Source organism: Thermodesulfobacteriota bacterium (genome assembly GCA_035325995.1).
GTDB lineage: Bacteria > Desulfobacterota_D > UBA1144 > Nemesobacterales > UBA2774 > JADLGH01.
On the sequence record DAOKYU010000011.1, the window covers coordinates 41271 to 62095 of the forward strand.

Consider the following 20825-nt stretch of genomic DNA (forward strand, 5'->3'; position numbering starts at 1 on the left):
CTCCGGTTTCATTTTGGTCGGATAATTGCGTTTCGAAAATGTAGATGTGAAATATAACATATGAAAAAGCGCCCGGATGTCGTGCACGATACCGTTTCCGCGCCGGGCACCCGGATTACCGGTATCCTACGAAGGCGGCGTCCAGCCGTTCCTTCTGCCCGGGCGTGAGCCGCCAGCCCGAGGCCCCGCAGTTCTCTACCGTCCTTTCGAGCGTGTTGGATTTGGGAATCGCTATCACGTTTTCGCCGGACGTGCACCAGTTGAGCGCGACCTGCGCCATGGTTTTCCCCGTCTCTTCCGCTATCTCTTCGAGCACCGCCATTTTGCCCGGAGATGCTCCAAAGCCCCCGGCGAGGCTGCCGTCGTCGAGCGGCGTGTAGGCCATGACAGTGATATTGTGCCTGATGCAGTAGGGTATAACGTCTTCTTCGATTCCCCGCGTGTTGAGGTTGTAGATAACCTGGTTCGACGCCAGGGGATTGTTCCTCAGGGCCGAAATTGCTTCCTCCATCTCGTCGACGTTGAAGTTGCTGACCCCTATGTATCTTATCATGCCTCTGTCTACAAGGGTTTCCATCGCGCGCATGGTTTCCTTCATCGGATACCGGCTGTTGGGCCAGTGCACTTGGTAGAGGTCGATGAAGTCCGTTCCGAGGCGCCTCAGGCTTTCTTCGGCCGCGCGGAGGACGCGGTCGTGCCCGAGGTCTCTTCCGGAAACCTTGGTGGCGATGAATACCCGGTCCCTTATCCCGCTTACGGCTTTACCGACTATCTCTTCCGCGCCGTAGCCTTCGGCGGTATCGATCAGACTCGCGCCGAGATCTATGCCCGCGCGGAGAGGCTTCGTCCCGCCCCTGTAACGCCAGGTGCCGAGGCCTATCTCGGGGATCATTACTCCCGTTGCGCCGAGCTCTTTGAGCTCCATCAGTTCAAATCCTCCATCTAAAAATTATATTCGAAAAACTCCCGATACATAGTGAAGGGCGGATGCGTATTCATGTATCGGCATCTGTTGTGGGCTCATATGCGAATATATGCAGTATGTATATTTTTTGCATGCATTTACTTGAATACCATATGGAATATTGTAAATTTATTAGCCTCGTCGGGGTGTAGCTCAGATTGGCTAGAGCGTTGCGTTCGGGACGCAGAGGCCGCCGGTTCAAGTCCGGCCACCCCGACCAGATTTTCCTCCTTTAATCTCAATTCCTTCTAAACAAAAATAGCCATAGCAGAAAATCTCGATCGAATAAATTCCCCGAGCCGGCAGGCACATGTCTCAGGTTCCTATAATTGTTTTATTGCGGCGACAGACCCGGCGGGTTTATGCCGTGACGAATGCAATGGTATGTCGGTTTGAAGGGGTCGCAGAAGAAAAATCCGTTCGGGTATCGAGTGGCTGAGCCGGTAGAATTTCCCCATTGGGCACAAAAAAGGGGGCATGAGCCCCCTTTTTTTATTTATTGCAGACTTGTTTACTTATTTTGCAGCGTCGTCCGGCATGTCGCCACCCGGGATTTCGCCTTCGGTCGATTCGTCCGGAGCGTTGGTTTCAGCGCCGGAACCGTCCGTAGCTTCGTCGGTCATCTCACCACCAGGGATCTCGCCCTGAACTGCATCTGCTGCATCATCTGCAGCATCGCCGGTGGCGTCTGCGGCGTCACCTGCAGCATCCGTAGCCTCGTCGGTAATCTCGCCGCCCGGGATCTCGCCCTGCGGATCGTCCTGTGCCATAGCCGGAATGCTGCCAACGAGGGCGCTTCCGCTCAAGGAAATACCCATCACTAACAATAACGCAAAGAAAATGGACATTACTCTCATGTCGTCAAGTCCTCCTGAGTGTTTTTAGCCTTCGAACATGCCGATAGGCTTGAATAACTATACTGCAATATCCGTACCAATTACAAATTTTTTACAATGTCCAATGTTGTCAGTGTATTACAACCGGACCTCGGTTATAGCAACCGCTGATATAGTTGATTTTTCTGTGTGTATTCGCACAGTTGACACACGGCTGGAGTGCGTATTCACACAAGGATTCCGGGCTCACGACGTTCTGAAATTCTTGAGAGCGTCTTTCATCCTGGATACGGCCAATTTCCTGAGGGCCTTCTTCTCGATCTGCCTGATACGCTCTCTCGTGAGCTTGAACTTCCTGCCTATGTCGTCGAGTGTGACGGTTTCGCTTCTGTCTATCCCGAAACGCATCCTGAGAACCTCTTCCTCCTTGGCGGATAGAAGAGACAGTGAGCTCCGCACACAGTTCTTGAGCTCGTAGTCGATTACCGTGTAGTCCGGAGAGATGGAGTCCTCGTCCACGAGGAAATCGTAGAGAGTTCTCTTCTCGCCGTCTATGGGAGAATCCATGCTGATCGATTCATTCGTTATCTTGAGAATCCTTTTTACGTATTTCAACTGTACGCCCGAACGCTTGGCGATCTCTTCGGGCGAGGGGATGCGGCCGGATTCTTTTAAGAGCAGGGATTTTGTCCTGTACACCCTGCTCGTGACTTCTAGGAGGTATACGGGCACCCTCACGGCTCCGCGGTGAACGAGTATCGCCCTCGTTATCGATTGGTATATCCACCACGAGGCGTAGGTCGAAAATCTGTAGCCCTTGGTGTGGTCGTATCTCTCTATGGCCTTCATGAGGCCTATGTTCCCCTCCTGGATGAGGTCGAGAAAGGGGAGGCCGTGATTGATGTAGCGCTTCGCTATGCTGATGACGAGCCTCAGGTTGGCGCTGGCGAACCTCTTTTTTAAATCGCCGGCTTTAAGGGAATAAGCTTTTAAGGATGCGTGGAGCCTTTCCCTGTGGGGGCTCGACGGTGTTTTGTCGAGGTAAGTCCGTATCTGCCGCGCCTTGTGCTCGCACTTCTTCATCTTGGCGGGGATTTCTATTTCCTGTCTGAGCGTAAGGAGCGGCTCCTTGGCTATGTCGCTGAAATAATCGTTCAGTATCCTGAACTGTTCGTCGGGCGTATTGGCCCCGGCTTCCCGTTTGGTCCGTTTTCCCGTGACAAAATCCTCCGAGGGATTTTCGTCTTCGAACATGAGATCTGTCTGGAGGTCTACCGTATCGGGGGCCTCTTCGTATGTGCTGCTGAAACTATCCGTCTCGACTCCCGTTGCTTCGATTTCGCTGTATTTCATGTGTCCCGGTCCTCTCTGAATTTTTTTGTGCTGGATGCAGTTCGGCGGCAGCATGAGCCTTTTTGTCGGTAACAGGCCCGAGATTCTTGCCTTCGTTCTCTTTTGATCTTCTAAAGGTGCAATATATGTGCCATATAGTTCAGCCGTACAATTGCTCGTGATGACTGGAGGTTACAAGATTGGGGCTGTCAAAGATCCGGCTGCCCGGCACGAATGTGTGCAAAATCACACTGTACAGGGTGTACAATTTTAAAACATCGTAGCAGAAATTAATATGATATAAAAGCGAATAATGATTAGTGATAATAAAGATATTAGGCTGATTGTGCAATTCTCCGGAAAAAGGATGCCGAACTTGAGACCCAGGCTTGCTTTCAGAGTATAAGCCTCTGTAAAATCTTATTAATGTCTCAAGATCTCTCGGATATACTGAAGGCCCTCGAAAAGCCGCTCAAGTTCGCGTCTAAAAACAGCTTCTCGAAGCTGAATACGGTTAAGTCGCTGGACTCCCTTGTCGGCGACCTGGCCCTGAAGGCGCTTTCGCTCGACCTCACGAATGCGGAGGCAGAGATTATAAGGGATATCAAGGAAAGTTTCCTCGATTACGAAGGGCTCGAAACGGAGGGGAAAAAGAAGGCTATCCGGAAGGCGCTCGGGGACCTGGAGAGGCTAGGCGAGCTCCGGAGCGCCGGACGGATATCGGCCGGCGTGGAGAAGCCTCAAAAGCAGCCGGAGGTCTCCCGGAATGAATCCCCGGAAGCGCCCGAAGAAGAGAGGGGCGACCCGTTCTCGACGCCAGTCCAGTTCATAAAAGGGGTAGGGCCGAGGATAGCGGCGCTCCTCGAAAAGCGGGGCATAAAAACCGTCGGCGACGCGCTCTATTACTTCCCGAGAAGGTACGAGGACAGGAGGATCATAAAGAAAATATCCCGGGTCGAGCCCGGCCGTCGCGAGACCGTGATGGGAGAGATACTGGCCGCGGGAAGGGTGAGAACGCGGCGGCGCGCGATATATCAGGCCGTGATTTCCGACGGGAGCGGCACCCTGACGCTGGTATGGTTTCAGTTTAACGAGGGATATCTCAGGAATGCGTATAAGAAAGGCGCGCGCGTTATTCTGACCGGCGACGTGACCGTCGGCTATGGTGGGGAGCTCCAGATTATCCACCCGAGGCCGGAGGATATAGAGGTCATAGACGAGGGCGAGGAAATAGGCGAGGACAACGTTCACTTCGGCCGCATAGTGCCGGTGTATCCGCTCACCGAAGGGATAAAGCAGAGGCGGATGCGGGGTATCATGAAGTCTGTAGTCGACGGGTATGCCCATGCTGTTTCGCTGCCCGTTCCTCTCGAAATAAGCGCCGGGCGCGGGATAGCGGACTTCGGCGACGCGCTTTCGAGAGTCCATTTCCCGGAAGGAGACGACAGGGTGATCGATCTCTCCAGGGCTGAAGAGGTATACGGCTCGCCGCCGCACAGGACGCTCGCGTACTCCGAGTTCTTCTTGATGGAGCTCGGCCTCGCGCTTAAGAAAAGGGACGTCGCCGAGTCGGAGGGTATCGTGTTTCATCCGACGGGCGGGCTCAGGGAGAGGCTTTTGTCGAGCCTGGCGTTCGGGCTCACTTCGGCGCAGAAACGGGTGCTTTCGGAGATAGAGGCCGACATGATATCCCCGCGTCCGATGAACAGGCTCCTTCAGGGGGACGTCGGGAGCGGGAAGACCATAGTTGCCATAATGTCCATGCTCGCAGCCGTAGAGAGCGGGTATCAGGCCGTTCTCATGGCCCCGACCGAGATACTCGCCGAGCAGCACCTGTCGTCCGTCCTTAATTCCATGAAGGGTATGGGCGTCCGCGTCGTATTTTTAAAGAGCGGCATGGGAAAGCGCGAGAAGAATGCATATTACAAGGCGCTCGCGTCGGGCGAGGCGCAGATAGCCGTCGGTACGCACGCGCTACTCCAGGAGAAGGTGGATTTCCGGAACCTCGGCCTCGTCGTAATCGACGAGCAGCACAGATTCGGCGTGCTCCAGAGGGCGAGCCTCATGGGGAAGGGCGTAAATCCGGACGTCCTTGTAATGACTGCCACTCCGATACCGAGGACTCTCGCTCTTACCGTCTACGGCGACCTCGAGGTGTCGGTCCTCGACGAGATGCCGCCCGGGAGGAAGGCGGTCAGGACGCGCGTGTTTTACGACCAGAAGGGCTCGCGCGAGAAGGCGTACGATATAGTCAGGAAAGAGATTGAAAAGGGGAGGCAGGCTTACGTCGTCTATCCTATGATAGAGGAGTCGGAAAATCCTGATTTTAAGGACATTAAATACGCCACCCGGATGGCCGAGGAGCTCGGAAATGAAATCTTCCCGGATTTTACAGTCGGGCTCCTTCACGGCAGGATGAAGCCCGAGGAAAAAGACGCCGTCATGAGGCGGTTCATAGCCGGGCACGTGAATATTCTTGTCTCGACGACCGTCATAGAGGTCGGCGTGGACGTTCCCAACGCGACCGTTATGGTTATCGAAAACGCCGAGAGGTTCGGGCTCACGCAGCTTCATCAATTGAGGGGCCGGATAGGGAGGGGAGGGCACGATTCCCACTGCATACTGATTTCGGGCTTCAAGCGGTCCGGGGATGCTGATAAGCGGCTCTCTATAATGGCGGAAACCTCCGACGGGTTCAGGATCGCCGAAGCCGATCTTATGATCAGGGGCCCGGGGGACTTCCTCGGCACAAAACAGTCGGGCCTGCCTCAGTTCAGGTTCGCTGATATCCTGAGAGACTGGAAGATACTCGAAGAGGCGAGGGAGGATGCGTTCAGGCTCGTGTCCGAGGACCCGGCGCTCTCGAAATATCCGGAGCTTCGGGAAGAGGTCACGAGAAGGTACGGGAGCATATTCGAGCTGCCCGCCATATCCTGAGTCCCGTCACCTATTTTGTGCGAAAAAAAACGCCCGGCGCTGTATCCGACAGGCCGGGCGTCTGTTTTTTTGCCGTTTTTATAGCCTCGATTATCCTTCGAGGAGGAGCGATTCCGGGTCTTCTATGAGCTCTTTTATCTTGACGAGGAACTGTACGGCCTCGCGCCCGTCGACGATGCGGTGATCGTAGCTGAGAGCGACGTACATCATCGGGCGTATCCTGACCTCGCCGCTCACCGCCATGGGGCGCTCCTCTATCTTGTGGAGTCCGAGTATACCGACCTGCGGCGGGTTCAGAATGGGCGTGCTCATGAGCGATCCGAATACGCCGCCGTTCGTGATCGTGAACGTCCCGCCCATGATTTCCTCGAGGCTGAGGGCGTTGTCTTCGGCCCTCTGGGCGTAGTCCTTGATTTTCTTCTCGATATCGGCGAAGGACATGCTGTCGGCGTTCCTCAGCACCGGTACGACGAGCCCTTCGGTCGCCCCTATAGCGACGCCTATATCGTAGTAGTTCTTTAGAATCATGTCGTCGCCTTCAATCTCGGCGTTTACCTGCGGGAACGCCTTGAGCGCCCCAATCGACGCCTTTACGAAGAAGGAGTTTAGGCCGAGGTTGACGCCGTACTTTTCCTTGAAGGCGTCTTTTCTTCTCTTCCTGAGGTCCATGACCGCGCCCATGTCTATCTCGTTGAACGTGGTGAGCATGGCGGTCGTCTGAGTGGCCTCGAGCATGCGGCGGGCGATCGTCCTTCTCCTGCGGGACATCTTTACGCGCTCCTCGCGCGCGTCGCGCGATATGTGGAGGATAGCCGGCGCTTCCTTGGGTGCCTGTATGACCGCGGTGGAGGGGCTCTTCGCCGGCTCTTCTTTTGCGGGCTGCGCCGATTCCTTCGCTATGTAGGCCTCGACGTCTTCTTTCGTGACGCGTCCGCTCGGGCCGGTGCCCTGGACCTTGGACACGTCTACATTGTTCTCTTCGGCGACTCGCTTCGCGACGGGCGTGACCCTCTCTTCCGTCTCCTGCTTGGGGGCTTCCTTTACGGGCTCGGGCGCCGGCTCGGAGGCCCTGGCGGCTTCCCTGGCCGGGGCCGCTTCCCCTGCCTTGCCTTCTTCTATGGAGCCCAGAACTTCTCCTACCTCGACGTCCTCGCCGTCCTGCTTGAGTATCTTGGAGAGGACGCCCTGCTTTTCCGCGGCGACTTCGAAGTTGGCCTTTTCGGTCTCGAGCTCGACGAGCGCTTCGCCGATCTTGACAGGGTCTCCCTCGGCCTTGAACCACCTAACTATGGTGGCTTCGACCACCGATTCCCCCAATTCCGGAACTTTAATCTCTATAGCCATGTCGTTTTCTCCAGTTTTCTATACGTTTCTTACCCAAGTGATGCCAAGCTCGTCCAGATTGGGCAGGGGCTTTCCTATCAGGAAAGCCTGCTTTATCAGGGCTTCCTGGTTCACCTTGTGCATCGAAGCCAGCCCTTCGGAGGGGCTCGAGTTCCGTCTCCTGCCGATATAGTGAAGCAGGGTGCGGCCCTTTATGAACTTCCTCAGGAAGGGGTACATGAACATCCATGCACCCATATTCTCGGGCTCTTCCTGAAGCCATACGACTTCCTTGAGCCTGGGATATCTTTCGAGCACCTGGGTGAGTTTTTTCGTCGGAATAGGATAAAGCTGCTCTACCCGCGCTATAGCTATGTCTTTTGAATTCTGTTTTCTCTGCTCGCTGGAAACGAGATCGACATAGACCTTGCCGCTGCAGAGTATGAGCCTCTTCACACCCTTGGCCTGTGCGTCGCTCATTTCGTCGTCGATTACGGGCTGCCACGAGCCTTCGGCGAGATCCCTCGGGGTGGAGAATATCATCTGATTCCTGAGGAGGCTCTTCGGAGTGAGCACTACGAGAGGAAGGGGGTCTTCGGTGAGCACCCCTGCCTGTCTTCTCAGAAGATGGAAGTACTGCGCCGCCGTCGTGCAGTTGGCTATGCGCATATTGCCCTCGGCCGCCGAGTTCAGGAACCTGCTGAGTCGCCCTGAGGAGTGGTCCGGGCCCTGTCCTTCGTAACCGTGCGGAAGAAGGAGGACGAGCGACGGGGTCTGCCCCCATTTTGCCCTGGCCGAAACGAAGTATTCGTCTATTATCGTCTGCGCGCCGTTGATAAAGTCGCCGTACTGGGCTTCCCATATTATGAGCCTTCCCGGCTCCTGGATGTTGTAGCCGTATTCAAACCCTATACACGCGTTTTCGGTAAGAGGGCTGTTGTATATTTCGAATGCCGCTTTGGACTGCGGGAAATTCTGAAGCGGTGTGTAGGACGTGCCCTTTTCGAAATCGTAAAGGACGGCGTGCCTGTGGCTGAACGTCCCGCGTTCGCTGTCCTGGCCGGTGAAGCGTATGGAAGTGCCGTCCGCGAGTATCGTCGCGAGGGCGAGGTCTTCGGCCGCCGCCCAGTCTATGGTCTTTTCGTCTATGTTCTCCAGGGCGGCTTCCCTTCTTTCCCGGGCTCTTCTAAGCTTCGGGTTGATCGTGAAATCCCCGGGGAGGCTCATGAGAGCCGAATTTATGCTCCTGAGCTCTTCCAGCGGAACGGCCGTCTTTATCTTCTGGGCCGCACCTGCCGGGGGCTTGGCCGCGAGCATATCTTCGGGGATGTCGTCCGGCGTCAGAGACTCGAAATCGCTGTGAAGCACTTCATTGTACTTGTTAACGAGCTCCTCTGCCTCGTCCGCGGTTATTATCTTTCTTTCTATAAGCCTTGACGCCCATACCTCCCTGGCCGTCGGATGGTTGTCGATTATCTTGTACATCTGGGGCTGCGTGAATGCCGGCTCGTCCGCCTCGTTGTGCCCGTGCCGCCTGTATCCGACGAGGTCTATGAGGAAGTCCTTGTGGAAACGGGCCTTGTATGCGAAGGCGAGACGCGCGCATTCGATGCACGCCTCGGGGTCGTCGGCGTTTACGTGGACTACCGGGATGTCGAAGCCCTTCGCGAGGTCGCTCGCGTATATGGTGCTCCTGCTGTTCTCGGGAAGGGCCGTATACCCGAGCTGGTTGTTCGTTATAACGTGTATAGTGCCGCCTGTGTGGTATCCCTCGAGGCCGCCGAGGTTCAAGGTCTCGGAAACTATGCCCTGACCTGGGAACGCGGCGTCGCCGTGCACGAGTATCGGGAGCGAAACGCTCGGGTCGAACACGGGCTTTCCGGGCTTGTCGACGGACGTTCCCGCGGCCCTTGCCATCCCCTCGACCACGGGGTTTACCGATTCGAGGTGGCTCGGGTTAGGCGACAGTATTATCTGCATTTCTATGGCCCTGCCGTTCTTTACGGCGTGGCGGGCCCCTTCGTGGTATTTGACGTCTCCCGTCCATCCCATGAAGTCGCGGAAGTCCCTCTGGAGTATCGGGTCCTTGAATTTTATTAGGGTGCCCCTGTAGCCCTTGTTGAGCACGTGGTGCATGACGTTGAGCCTTCCCCTGTGGGCCATGCCGAGGAGGATGTTGTGAATGCCCGACTCGGCGGAAAGGCCGACTATTTCGTTAAGTATGGGTACGAGCATGTCCACGCCTTCGATCGAAAAGCGGAACTTGCCGGGAAATATGCGGTGAAGGAAACGCTCTAGAACCTCGACCTGCGTCAGGCTTTCGAGGAGCTGCTTTTCGTTGATAGGATCCTTGGGGGGCCTGAACGAGGCGGATTCGGCCGCTTCCCTCAGCCACCTTCTCTCTTCGAGAGAATTAATGTGGTAGTAGTCGAATCCTATTGCCGAGGAATATACCGACCGAAGGCCCTGTATCGCCTCGAGCGCGTTGGCCGCCCTGTCGGCTATGGGGCTGTCGATGATGCCGGGCGGCAGGGCGCGGAGGTCGTCCTCCGTTACCCCGTGAGTCGCCGGATCGAGAGCCGGGTCGCCGGTGGGAGTGCTCCCGAGCGGATCGATTTTTGCCGCGAGGTGGCCGAAAACCCTTATCGCCTGGGCGAGGTTGACCGCTCCGACGATCTTCTGAATGTCGTGGCCCGCAGCGGCGGCCTGACGGCCGTCGCCTATCTCGGGACGCATTTTGTCAAAAATCGTTCTCGTGGTTGAATCGACTGAATCCGGATCCTTCAGATAACGCTCGTAGAGGTCAAGTACGTAACCCGAGTTGGGTCCGTGAAAAATGTGCGAAATATCCATATATTTCCCTATTCAATCAATAGTATTTATTTCTAAACGGATTGGCTTGAATGCCTGAAATTTCGGATAGTATATTAGCATATTAATGTAAATGCCGCAATCCAGCCGTGCCTAAAATTATAACAATTTTAAGCTTTTGTGTTGCCTTCGGACGCCGCGGCGCAGAGCGTTGTGGCGTCCCCGGCCGATTTGGGTAGGGGAAACGGAAAATCCCGCTCTTTTGCCTCTTGTTCGAACGCCCGATGTAAAGCCCCAGGTGCAGCCATCTCCGCCGATAATCTTTAAGTATATACTGCTCTCCGGCAAGTAGAAGACGAAGAATGCAGGTTTTTGAAAAATAGTCCGCGCCCTGCGCCGCGCGCCGTGTGATGAGTGCGGGGTCGTCCGGCCTGAATTTGGGTTTGGAATAGGATTCCGCGGCGGTTATTCTATAATCTCCGTAACGGAGCGTGTGCCCTTTGAACACGGCGGGGGCCCGGGATTTCGACCCATATGGTGTACGTCCACAATCTTACCAAGAGGTACGGCAACCTGACAGCTGTGGAGAATCTTTCCTTTCAGCTCGAAAGGGGGGACGTGCTGGGTTTTCTGGGCCCGAACGGCGCGGGCAAGACGACGACCATGCGCATCGTCACGGGATACATGCCGCCCACCAATGGGACGGTGCACATAGAGGGCGTCGATATCTTCGACGAGCCGCTCCAGGCAAAGCGCGTGATCGGGTATCTGCCCGAGAATCCCCCGCTCTATAACGACATGACGGTGATGGAATACCTGTCCTTCGTCGCCGATATAAAGAAGGTCGGCCGGAAGGAGAAGAAGAGCAGGATATTCTACGTGATGGAGAGGTGCGGGATATCGGAGGTCAGGCGGAGAATAATAGGGCACCTTTCGAAGGGATACAGGCAGCGCGTCGGCATAGCGCAGGCTTTGGTGAATAATCCCTCGGTTCTTATACTGGACGAGCCTACCATAGGACTCGACCCGAGGCAGATAATAGAGATAAGGGATCTCATCAAGAGCCTTTCGGGCGACAGGACCGTTATATTAAGCACCCACATTCTGCCCGAAGTGACCATGATATGCAGCAAGGTGATTATCATCAACCACGGGAAAATAGTTTTAGAAGAATCCCTCCAGAGGCTCTCTGAGGATATGAGGAACGCCGAGAGCATACTACTCAGGACCAGGCAGAACGGGGAGGGAGTGGTGGAAAAGATCTACGCGCTCGGGAACGTGTCGAGCGTAAAGCCGGGAGCGGCCGGGGAGTATATAATCATCCCGAGAAAAGGGGCCGAGGTGAGGGAAGAGATATCGAGGCTCGCGGTCGAGAACGACTGGGGGCTTTTGGAGCTTCGGCCCGTCACAAACACGCTGGAAGAGGTGTTTCTAAAAGTCATATCGTCTGAAGGGAATTGAATGAGTGCATTTTACCCCGTACTTAAAAGGGAGCTGAGGTCGTATTTCGCGTCCCCGCTGGCGTACATCATACTCGTGGTCTTTCAGGTTATTTCGGCAAGGTTCTTTTTCCTGTATCTTCAGGGATTTTTGCAGTTCCAGCTCGATCCGAGCTATCAGCTCCAGACAGGGGACCTCAACCTCAATAACCTCGTGATACTCCCTTACTTCGGCACGATCAGCATCGTCCTTTTGCTCATAGTGCCGCTTATTACGATGCGTCTCATCGCGGACGAGAAGAAAAACTACACGGCGGAGCTCCTCTTCACCTCGCCTATACGCCTGAGAACGATAGTGTTCGGGAAATTTGCCGCGGCTCTCATACTCCTTATATTGATGCTGGTCCTCTCGTCGATAAACGTGTTCGTGCTCATGGTCCACGGGAATCCGGATCTGGGGGCCGTGCTTTCGGGCTACATCGGGCTATTCCTTCTGGGGGCGTCGTTCCTGGCGATAGGGATATTCGCATCGTCGCTTACGGACAATCAGCTCATCGCCGCCGTCATCAGCTTCGGCGTTCTTCTCGTGCTCTGGCTCGTAGGCGCGCTGTCCGACGCCGAGAGCAGCATTCTCGGATACCTGTCCGTTATTAACCACTACGAGGATTTCGGGAAAGGGATAATCGATCTTAAGGACGTCGTCTACTACATTTCGCTCATCTCGCTCGGCCTTTTCCTGACGTACTCGGCTCTCGAATCGGAGAGGTGGAGATGAAGAGAAGGCGCCTCATTTACGGAACGAACGCGCTCGTCTCGATATTGAGCGTCTGCGGAATACTCATACTCGTAAACTACATCTTCTTTAAGACCGACGTCAGGATCGACATGACGGATTCGAAGCTCTACACGGTTTCCGAGCACACGACCGCCGTCATAGACAACATCGACGGCGACATAGAGGTCATAGCGTTTTTCAAGGACGTCGGGGTCGACAAGGGCGAGTTTCAGGACCTCATAAAGGAATACACGAGGCGGTCGGGGAAGATAAAGGTGAGGTACGTGAACCCCGACAAGGAGCCGGGGATAGCCAAGAAGTATGACATTAAGGAGTACGGCACTGTAGTCATGGCCGACGACGAGCAGACTATAAAGCTAAGGCTCGCCGACCACATCTCGGGCGGCATTCTGAAAAGCTCCGAGGAAGACATAACGAACGCAATATTCAAGCTCAACAGGAAGGTCGACAAGACAGTTTATTTCATGACGGGGCACGGCGAGCGCGACGTCAACGACGACATAGAGCCCGAGGGGCTCGGCGTTTTGAGAAAGGCGCTCGAGGACGAAGGATACAAGGTAAAGGAGTTCATGCTGCTGCGCGGCGACGGAATCCCGGAGGACAACTCGGTCCTTCTCGTGGCCGCGCCGAAGCAGTCCTTTTCCTTAAAGGAAATCGGCATGCTGAAGAGCTATCTCGATAACGGCGGGAAGGCGATATTCCTGATAGAGCCCCGGTCGGGCTCCGAGATAGCGGGGCTCCTTAAGGGATACGGGTTCGAGATAAGGGACGATATAATCGTCGACCCGAGCTCCAAGCTCGAAGGCGGCGGGGACATAGCGCCTATAGTGGCGCAGTACGCCCACCACGACATTACGGAGGGGTTCAGGTTCGCGACCATATTCCCGTACTCACGGAGCATAGACATAGCCGAAGAAGACATCGATACTGCCGTTCTGGCTAATACGGGAGAGTACAGCTGGTCCGAGACGAATTTCGAGCTCTTCGACCAGGGTGTGGCCCAGCAGGAGGATAACGACATGGCGGGGCCGCTGGGCGTGGCGGCTGTCGTCGAGAACGAAGACAACAAGTCGCGTGTGGCGGTCTTCGGGAGCGTGGATTTCGTATCGAACATATTCATCGACTTTTCGGGCAACAGGGATCTTTTCTTAAATACCGTGAACTGGGTTTCCGGGGACGAGAACCTGATATCGATAAGGCCAAAGGCCGGGCAGGTCGGAAAGCTCGCCATAACGAACAAGCAGACGAACGTGATATTCTTTTTTACTGTAATTATGATTCCGGCTGTTATATTCTTTTCCGGTATAGCGATATGGTGGAAGAGAAAGAGGCTTTAGGGGAGGGGGCAGGTCTCTTCGGCCCGGGGCGATAATAAAAACGAAAGGGTCAAATTGGGTAAGTATTTAAGAAAATTTACGGGCACGCTCGTTGCCCTGGCATTATTCGTCATACTGCTGGGAGGCGTCCTCTACTACGATTCTCAGAAAAAGGCGGCGGAAGCACCGCCCACTGAAAAGGTCTTCCCCGGTGTAAAGCCCGACGACGTTCAAGCCATCAAAATAGTCTATCCCGGGGAAAAGGTCTCTCTCGAAAAAGCGGACGGGGAGTGGTACGTCGTACATGACGGAAAGAGGCACGAGGCCGATTCTGAAATCGTCCGGGACATCGTGGACGACCTGACCGAAATGGAAGCCGACAGGGTGGTGTCGACCGACGAGGCCGGCCTCGACGAATTCGGCTTCGTCGAATCCAAGAGGGAGTTCACCGTGGTCACGAATGAATTCGATTACCCGGTGATCATAGGCGACAAGAGCCCGGTAGGCTCGGGCATTTACATATACGACCTCGGTGAGGGACGGGTAATACTCGTAAGGGACCATTATCTCTGGGGGATTCTGAACGGGAGCGCGGAGGGCTTCAGGGACAGGGCGGTTACCGGCTTCGACAGGGACGCCGTGGACAGGATAGTGGTGAGGGCAGGGGCATTCAGCGTCGAGCTCAGAAAGGAGGGGGGCCTTTGGGTCCAGTCGGGGGCGGAATTGCCGAGACCGGTAGACCAGAAGAAGGTAGACGAGATTCTCAATTCCTTTACGAGGCTAAAAGCTTCGGACTTCGTTGCGGACGAGCCCGGGGACCTTGCGGCTTACGGCCTCGACGAGCCCGTGGCGGAAGCCGGGTTTTTCGGAGAAGACGTATCGGAGACCGTCTTTTTCGGGAAGAGGATGGACGAGGATAATTTTTACGTCATGACTTCGGGAGGGGAGGCAGTCTACGCCGTCCCCAAGGAGCACTTCGGGATACTGCCCAAGAACCTCGATCAGATAGCCGTGCTGAAGCTCCCCAGGTAACGCCGGCCGGCGGGATTTCCTACTTCTTTTTTTCCTTTACGTCGAGCTTAATTCCGAGCTCTAGGAGCTGCGCCGTATCGACGGGGGAGGGGGCTTCGGTCAGCGGGCATGCGCCCTTCTGCGTTTTCGGGAACGCGATAACGTCCCTTATGGAATCAGCCCCGGAGATGAGCATCACTATCCTGTCGAGGCCGAGCGCTATGCCGCCGTGGGGCGGCGCTCCGAATTCGAGCGCTTCCAGGAGGAAGCCGAATTTCGCCTGCGCCTCTTCGTCCGTAAGGCCGATTGCCTTGAAGAGCTTCTCCTGTACGTCCTTACGGTAGATCCTTATGCTGCCTCCGCCTATCTCGACGCCGTTTAAGACTACGTCGTACGCCCTCGAACGGATGCCGCTCTTGTCGGCCTCGTCGAGAAGACGGATATCCTCTTCCCTGGGCGAGGTGAAAGGGTGGTGCATCGCGACGTAGCGCTTCTCGGCAGGGTCGTAATCGAGGAGCGGGAACTCCTCTACCCAGAGGAAGTTGAACTTGCCGTGGTCGATGAGCCCCAGCTTCTCCCCGAGCTCGAGCCTTATGTGCGAGAGCACCATGTTGACTATGTGCGGGGTGTCGGCGGCGAAGAATACGATGTCGCCGTCCTCAAGCCGAAGCGCGTTTTTGAGGTCTTCCTTTTCCTTGTCGCTGAAGAATTTTATGATGGGGGACTGCCATTCGCCGTCCGAGACGCGAATCCATGCGAGGCCCTTGGCCCCGAGGGACTTGGCAGCCTCGCCGAGGTCGTCGATTTCTTTTCTGGAGAGGTCGCCGGCCCTTCCCTTGAGGTTGAGCGCCTTAATGATGCCGCCCTTCTTGAGGGCGCCGCTGAAGACCTGGAACTGGGAGTCCCTGAATATATCGGATATGTCCTCTAGCTCGAGTCCGAACCTCGTATCCGGCTTGTCGGAGCCGTATCTCAGCATAGCCTCGTCGTATTTCATCCTCGGGAACGGCGTTTCGATCTCTATGCCGGCTGCTTCGGAGAATATGGACTTCAGTATGCCCTCGACGACGTTCATTATGTCGCCTTCCCTTACGAACGACATTTCGAGGTCTATCTGTGTGAATTCGGGCTGGCGGTCGGCGCGGAGGTCTTCGTCGCGGAAACAGCGCACTATCTGGTAGTAGCGGTCGAACCCCGAGACCATGAGGGTTTGCTTAAGGAGCTGAGGCGACTGGGGAAGAGCGTAGAACTCGCCGGGGTTGAGCCTGCTCGGGACGAGAAAGTCCCTCGCGCCCTCGGGTGTCGAGCGCGTGAGGTATGGCGTTTCGACTTCCAGGAATCCGGCGCCGTTAAGGAAATTCCTCGTCGCGGAGACCGTTTTGTGGCGCGTAATGATATTGTCCCTCATGAAGGGGCGCCTGAGGTCGAGGTACCTGTGCCTTAGCCTGAGGAGCTCATCGACGTTTATGTCGTCCTCGATGAGGAAGGGGATGACCTTCGAGGTGTTCAGTATCCTGACTTCCCCGGCGACGACTTCTATCTCGCCGGTGGGGAGATTTTTGTTTACTGTCTCGGGCGAGCGGCTCGTGACCTTGCCGCGGACGGCAATGACCCATTCGTCCCTGAGCGCCCCCGCCTTCTCGTGAACCTCTCCGCTCACCTGCGGGCTGAATACGACCTGGACGAGGCCTTCCCTGTCCCTGAGGTCGATAAATATCACGCCGCCGTGGTCTCTGTTCGACTGCACCCATCCCATAAGCACGACGTCGCGGCCGATATCCTCCGTACGTAAATCCCCGCAGTAATCGGTCCTGGTCCAGTCTCCCAGATGTTCAAGCATGTTTGTTCGGCTCCTTTGTGTCTAGGTATCCCTCAGAAGCGAAAATCTTAACCTTTGTTTTCAATTTGGCAATACAGGCCCCCGTGGAAGACGGCGAATTCCATTCACCCCCGGATAAGGACTTCGGGAAGATAAAAATATCGAAGGGCGGCGTATAGATGGAAATTGGCTTTACCGGCGAGTATCATGGTATTAATACGGGCCCGGGCCCGGCTCTGCCTCATGGCGAAGGAAGAAGCGGTTTTGAAATATCCGCCGGTATCGGCTTTCATCCGGGATAACTATCTTGTCTTGTTAATTTTCGCAGCCGGACTTGCGCTCAGAGTCTATGACATAGACGGCGAGAGTATATGGTACGACGAGGCTGTATCCGTCGCCGTGGCGAAGCTCGGATTCGTGGAGCATCTTCGCTGGATAACCGAGGTCGACGACAACAACCCGCCCCTTTATTACACGCTTCTTCATCTGTGGGTTCAGGTTTTCGGGGATTCCGAGACGTCGGTCAGGATGCCTTCCGCCATATTCGGCTCGCTGTCAATATTCGTAATCTATGCCCTCGGGAAGCTGCTTTTCGATAAGAAAACGGGCCTCGTCGCCGCATCGATACTGGCCGTTTCCATTTTCAATATAATGTTTTCGCAGGAGGCTAGGGCCTATAGCCTTATGGCCTTTCTCGCGCTCCTGTCCTATTACTTCCTCCTTCTTACGACGATGTCGGAGAAGCGCGTATACGCGGCGGCCTACGTCGTTTCGAGCGTCTGTCTCGTCTATAGCCACTACTACGGCATTTTCGTTATGCTCGCGCAGAATATCTGGTTTTTTACGGTGCTCGCCCGGAAGAAAAGGGCAGGGGCCCTCGGGCTTTCGAAGTGGTTCCTTCTTCAGGTTGCCGTGGCTCTTCTTTTTCTTCCCTGCTCCTATTTAATGATCAGAAACACGGCCGCCATACGAAAGGGGTTCTGGATATCGGAGCCCGGGTTAAGGGACCTGCTCGGCTATTTTACATTACATGCCGGTACGTTTTTTCTCCTGTGCGTGTTTCTATTCTTCACGCTTCTTGCGCTCGCCGGCCCCGGACTGATAAAGCGCATGAGAATACCGGAAAGGTTTTACAGCAGGCAAGGTTACAACCCGGAGGGGCCCGGCATCACGTACGGCGAGAGAACGTACCTTCTCCTGGCATGGATATTCGGAGTCGTGCTCATACCTTTTGTCATTTCTCAAATATCCTCACCGATATTGATCTACAGGTACACGATAGCCGCCGCCCCGGCGTTTTACATCCTGACGGCGCGCGGGATCGGCGGACTCAGGGCGAATATCGCCATAGTGCTCGTAGTCGCCCTTATAGCGGGGCTTTCCTTCCCCGGCCTTAAGAGATACTATGTTGAGACGGAAAAGTACGATTGGCGCGAGGCTATGAAATACATACAGGAGGAGGCCGGGAGCGGGGACCTGGTGCTAACGTATCCGAGCTTCGAAGTTGAGCCCGCGGCATACTATCTGAGAAGGGGCGACCTAAGGCTGGAAAAGTTCTCACAGGGATTTTTATCCGGAAGAGCCGCCGGCGATAATGTATGGCTGGTAGTATCGAGACACAGGGGTCTCGAGAAGAATATAGTAAAGATCAAAATGGCGTCCCGCTTCGATTACGTATCTGAAAAGGAATATATGGGACTCCATATTTACAGGTTCAGGGAAAAAACGGAATAGACGGAGAGTTGCGGAAGATATTTTTAAGAGAAAAGGAAAGATTGTCATGAACGATGAAACGGATTTTCGCTCGGGGTTTATATCTATCGTGGGAAGGCCGAACGTCGGGAAATCGACGCTCGTAAACGCAGTCGTCGGCGAGAAGATCGCCGCCGTCTCGGACAAGCCCAACACGACGCGGAACAGGATACTCGGCATAAGGAACCTGCCCGACGCGCAGCTCATATTCCTCGATACCCCCGGCATACACAAGGCGCGGGGGAAGCTCGGAAAGGCCATGGTCCAGGCGGCGATGTCGGCCGTCGGGGAAGCCGACGTGATACTGATGATGATCGAGGTGAAGGAGCCGTTCGGCAAGGGGGACACGTTTATAATCGAGAGCCTTCCGAAGCCGGCAATTCTGCTCGTCAACAAGATCGACAAGATTAAAAAGGGCGAGATACTTCCCATCCTGAACGAGGCGCGAAAGTTCGGGGACAGGTTCCTAGATATAATCCCTATTTCCGCCGCAACTGCCGACGGCATTCCCGAGCTTCTGAATGCCATAAGGAGCCGCCTCCCGGAGGGGCCGAAGTATTTCCCGGACGACATGATAACGGACCAGCCCGAGAGATTTCTCGCGGCGGAGCTCATAAGGGAGAAGATATTCAACCTCACACAGCAGGAGATCCCCTATAAAACGGCCGTGTCGATAGAGGAGTTCAAGGACGTCCCCGAGAAGAAGCTCGTCCACATATCGGCTGTGATATACGTCGAGAGGATGAACCACAAGGGGATTATCATCGGAAAGGGCGGCGAGATGCTGAAGGAGATCGGGAGCCGGGCCCGCGCGGATATAGAGCGCATCCTCGGCTCGAAGGTGTTTTTGGAGCTGTGGGTCAAGGTGAGCGAGAACTGGACCGACCGGGAAAACCTGATAAGGGATTTCGGGTACGGGAGCTGAGTATGTTTCGGATGTGCGCGGCTCTTCCGGGCTCTGCGGAACGTTAAGTCGAGGCTCTGAATGATCCCGGGCGATGAGATGTCTGAAAGAAAGCTGCTCCACATTTTGAGAGACAACTATCTTCTCCTTTTCATCGTGCTTCTCGGGCTTGCGCTCAGGATTTACGACCTCGGCGGTGAGAGCGTATAGTTCGACGAAGCCGTATCCATCGACGTATCGAGGCTCGGCTTTGTAGAGCTGATAAAGTGGGTCGCCGGCCCGAGCAGGGAAACCAACCCCCCGTTTTACTACATGGTGCTTCATCTTTGGATCCCCGTCTTCGGGGATTCGGAATTCGTGGCCAGGTTCCCCTCGGTGGTGTTCGGAGTCCTTTCGATCGTTTTTACCTATTCCGTCGGCAGGCTCCTTTTCGGCGGGAGGGCCGGGCTCTTCGCCGCGCTGATAATGGCCGTCTCGTTTTTTCACGTGAGGTATTCACAGGAGGCGAGAGGCTACACGGTGATGGTTTTCCTGGCGCTCGCCTCTTATTATTCGCTCCTGAAGATGATTTCGGGGTGGAAACGGCGATGGGCTGCGGTTTACGTTCTGTCGAGCGCACTTCTCTGCTACACCCATTACTTCGGCCTTTTTACAATCCTCGCGCAGAACATCTTTTGCTTCACTCTTTTCCTGAGACGGGGCCGCACAGGCGGGCTCGGGTTTACGCGGTGGATACTCGTGCAGGTTACGTTGGGGGTCCTCTATATACCGGGTTTTATCCTTCTTGCCCGGAGGTTCTCGTCCGTAAGGGGGTCGTTCTGGATACCGGAGCCCCACTACCTGGACCTGCTTAATTATTTCAATAATTACGCGGGCTCGGCCTATATGCTGGCTCTCCTTGCCGGGTTTGTCCTCCTGGCGATAGCGAATTCCGAGAAACTCCGAAGCGTTAAAGGCCTCAAGGGGCTGTTCGCCCCGGCGGACGAAGCCGCGCCGGTCGGAGACATCACGTACGGCGAGAAGATTTATCTTCTTCTGTTGTGGATCGCGGTCCCGGTGATAGTGCCGTTCGTATTCTCTCTAATCTTCACTCCTATCGTGGTGTCCCGGTATGCGATCGTATCGTCGGCGGGACTTTATCTCCTGGCCTCCGCAGGCATGAGCGTGATCAACAAAAGGCCGGTTCTTTATGCGGTAGCCGCGGTGGTTCTATTGCTCTCGGCTGCGAAACTGTACGGGTACTACGACGGGGTAGAAAAGCACCAGTGGCGGGAGGTCGTGAGGGAGATCGAGTCGAATGCCGGAAGCGGAGACTACGTAATAGTCTTTCCCTTTTACGAAGCCGTCTCCGCCGAATATTATCTCAAGCGGGACGACCTCCGCATGATACCTTTAAGAGACAAGTTCCCCTCGTATCCCGACATGGAGACGCACGACGTGTGGTTCGTAATGCACGCGCATCCCGTTAACAGGCTGAAGACCATACAGGGCCTCTCGCCCGAATATGATTTTATATCCGAAAGCCGACATAACTTGCTGGATTTGTTCAGGCTGAGAAAGAAACGGGAGTGAGTGGAAGAATGTT

The 20825-nt window shown here is 55.3% G+C and carries 14 protein-coding genes and 1 tRNA gene; 9 read left to right on the plus strand and 6 right to left on the minus strand.

Features of this window, described 5'->3' with window-relative positions; translation table 11 throughout:
• Window positions 1–115: 115 nt before the first annotated feature.
• Window positions 116–925 (minus strand): aldo/keto reductase, encoded by an 810-nt coding sequence (locus tag PKC29_13185; protein ID HML96371.1) that lies wholly within the window; start codon window positions 923–925, stop codon window positions 116–118.
• A gap of 181 nt (window positions 926–1106) precedes the next feature.
• On the opposite strand from PKC29_13185, the gene PKC29_13190 reads away from it, so the two are divergent.
• Window positions 1107–1184, plus strand: a tRNA-Pro gene (locus PKC29_13190).
• Window positions 1185–1479: 295 nt separating this feature from the next.
• Here PKC29_13190 and PKC29_13195 read toward each other — a convergent pair.
• Together PKC29_13195 and PKC29_13200 are read right to left on the minus strand one after the other, a co-directional pair.
• Complete coding sequence (locus tag PKC29_13195; protein HML96372.1) at window positions 1480–1821, minus strand: hypothetical protein; 342 nt, start codon at window positions 1819–1821, stop codon at window positions 1480–1482.
• A 225-nt stretch (window positions 1822–2046) separates the two neighbouring features.
• Window positions 2047–3153, minus strand: coding sequence for a sigma-70 family RNA polymerase sigma factor (locus PKC29_13200; protein HML96373.1), 1107 nt, complete (start codon window positions 3151–3153; stop codon window positions 2047–2049).
• Between the two features lie 405 nt (window positions 3154–3558).
• On the opposite strand from PKC29_13200, the gene recG reads away from it, so the two are divergent.
• Entirely contained in the window at window positions 3559–6069 is a 2511-nt protein-coding gene (recG, locus tag PKC29_13205) for an ATP-dependent DNA helicase RecG (protein HML96374.1), read from the plus strand.
• Between the two features lie 90 nt (window positions 6070–6159).
• Here recG and odhB read toward each other — a convergent pair whose 3' ends face one another.
• Complete coding sequence (gene odhB / locus PKC29_13210; GenBank protein HML96375.1) at window positions 6160–7413, minus strand: 2-oxoglutarate dehydrogenase complex dihydrolipoyllysine-residue succinyltransferase; 1254 nt, start codon at window positions 7411–7413, stop codon at window positions 6160–6162.
• A gap of 18 nt (window positions 7414–7431) precedes the next feature.
• Entirely contained in the window at window positions 7432–10245 is a 2814-nt protein-coding gene (locus tag PKC29_13215; protein HML96376.1) for a 2-oxoglutarate dehydrogenase E1 component, read from the minus strand.
• Window positions 10246–10737: 492 nt separating this feature from the next.
• On the opposite strand from PKC29_13215, the gene PKC29_13220 reads away from it, so the two are divergent.
• Genes PKC29_13220 through PKC29_13235 form a run of 4 tightly spaced genes read left to right on the plus strand, consistent with a single transcriptional unit; the run spans window position 10738 to window position 14786 of the window.
• On the plus strand, window positions 10738–11664 hold the full coding sequence (locus tag PKC29_13220) for an ATP-binding cassette domain-containing protein (protein HML96377.1): 927 nt from the start codon (window positions 10738–10740) through the stop codon (window positions 11662–11664).
• Window positions 11665–12417, plus strand: coding sequence for an ABC transporter permease (locus tag PKC29_13225; GenBank protein HML96378.1), 753 nt, complete (start codon window positions 11665–11667; stop codon window positions 12415–12417).
• A complete protein-coding gene (locus PKC29_13230; protein ID HML96379.1) occupies window positions 12414–13775 on the plus strand; it encodes a GldG family protein in 1362 nt (453 codons plus the stop codon). Before PKC29_13225 ends, PKC29_13230 begins: the two co-directional genes overlap by 4 nt.
• A 54-nt stretch (window positions 13776–13829) precedes the next feature.
• On the plus strand, window positions 13830–14786 hold the full coding sequence (locus PKC29_13235; GenBank protein HML96380.1) for a DUF4340 domain-containing protein: 957 nt from the start codon (window positions 13830–13832) through the stop codon (window positions 14784–14786).
• Between the two features lie 19 nt (window positions 14787–14805).
• Here PKC29_13235 and aspS read toward each other — a convergent pair whose 3' ends face one another.
• Window positions 14806–16605 carry an aspartate--tRNA ligase gene (aspS, locus tag PKC29_13240; GenBank protein HML96381.1) on the minus strand — a complete coding sequence of 600 codons (1800 nt, stop codon included), beginning with the start codon at window positions 16603–16605 and terminating at the stop codon, window positions 14806–14808.
• 186 nt (window positions 16606–16791) lie between these two features.
• Here aspS and PKC29_13245 point away from each other — a divergent pair, with 186 nt between their 5' ends.
• From PKC29_13245 to PKC29_13255, 3 genes are all read left to right on the plus strand, one after another.
• Window positions 16792–18318 carry a glycosyltransferase family 39 protein gene (locus tag PKC29_13245; GenBank protein HML96382.1) on the plus strand — a complete coding sequence of 509 codons (1527 nt, stop codon included), beginning with the start codon at window positions 16792–16794 and terminating at the stop codon, window positions 18316–18318.
• 46 nt (window positions 18319–18364) lie between these two features.
• Window positions 18365–19261 (plus strand): GTPase Era, encoded by an 897-nt coding sequence (gene era / locus PKC29_13250; protein HML96383.1) that lies wholly within the window; start codon window positions 18365–18367, stop codon window positions 19259–19261.
• A 240-nt stretch (window positions 19262–19501) separates the two neighbouring features.
• The gene (locus tag PKC29_13255; GenBank protein ID HML96384.1) at window positions 19502–20812 is read left to right on the plus strand and encodes a glycosyltransferase family 39 protein; all 1311 of its coding nucleotides are present in this window, start codon (window positions 19502–19504) and stop codon (window positions 20810–20812) included.
• Window positions 20813–20825: the final 13 nt, after the last annotated feature.

Bases quoted from the DNA above. Each gene is read 5' to 3' on its own strand.
- PKC29_13185 (HML96371.1), bottom strand. From the start codon at position 925: ATGGAGCTCAAAGAGCTCGGCGCAACGGGAGTAATGATCCCCGAGATA.
- PKC29_13195 (HML96372.1), bottom strand. From the start codon at position 1,821: ATGAGAGTAATGTCCATTTTCTTTGCGTTATTGTTAGTGATGGGTATT.
- PKC29_13200 (HML96373.1), bottom strand. From the start codon at position 3,153: ATGAAATACAGCGAAATCGAAGCAACGGGAGTCGAGACGGATAGTTTC.
- recG (HML96374.1), top strand. From the start codon at position 3,559: ATGTCTCAAGATCTCTCGGATATACTGAAGGCCCTCGAAAAGCCGCTC.
- odhB (HML96375.1), bottom strand. From the start codon at position 7,413: ATGGCTATAGAGATTAAAGTTCCGGAATTGGGGGAATCGGTGGTCGAA.
- PKC29_13215 (HML96376.1), bottom strand. From the start codon at position 10,245: ATGGATATTTCGCACATTTTTCACGGACCCAACTCGGGTTACGTACTT.
- PKC29_13220 (HML96377.1), top strand. From the start codon at position 10,738: ATGGTGTACGTCCACAATCTTACCAAGAGGTACGGCAACCTGACAGCT.
- PKC29_13225 (HML96378.1), top strand. From the start codon at position 11,665: ATGAGTGCATTTTACCCCGTACTTAAAAGGGAGCTGAGGTCGTATTTC.
- PKC29_13230 (HML96379.1), top strand. From the start codon at position 12,414: ATGAAGAGAAGGCGCCTCATTTACGGAACGAACGCGCTCGTCTCGATA.
- aspS (HML96381.1), bottom strand. From the start codon at position 16,605: ATGCTTGAACATCTGGGAGACTGGACCAGGACCGATTACTGCGGGGAT.
- PKC29_13245 (HML96382.1), top strand. From the start codon at position 16,792: ATGGTATTAATACGGGCCCGGGCCCGGCTCTGCCTCATGGCGAAGGAA.
- era (HML96383.1), top strand. From the start codon at position 18,365: ATGAACGATGAAACGGATTTTCGCTCGGGGTTTATATCTATCGTGGGA.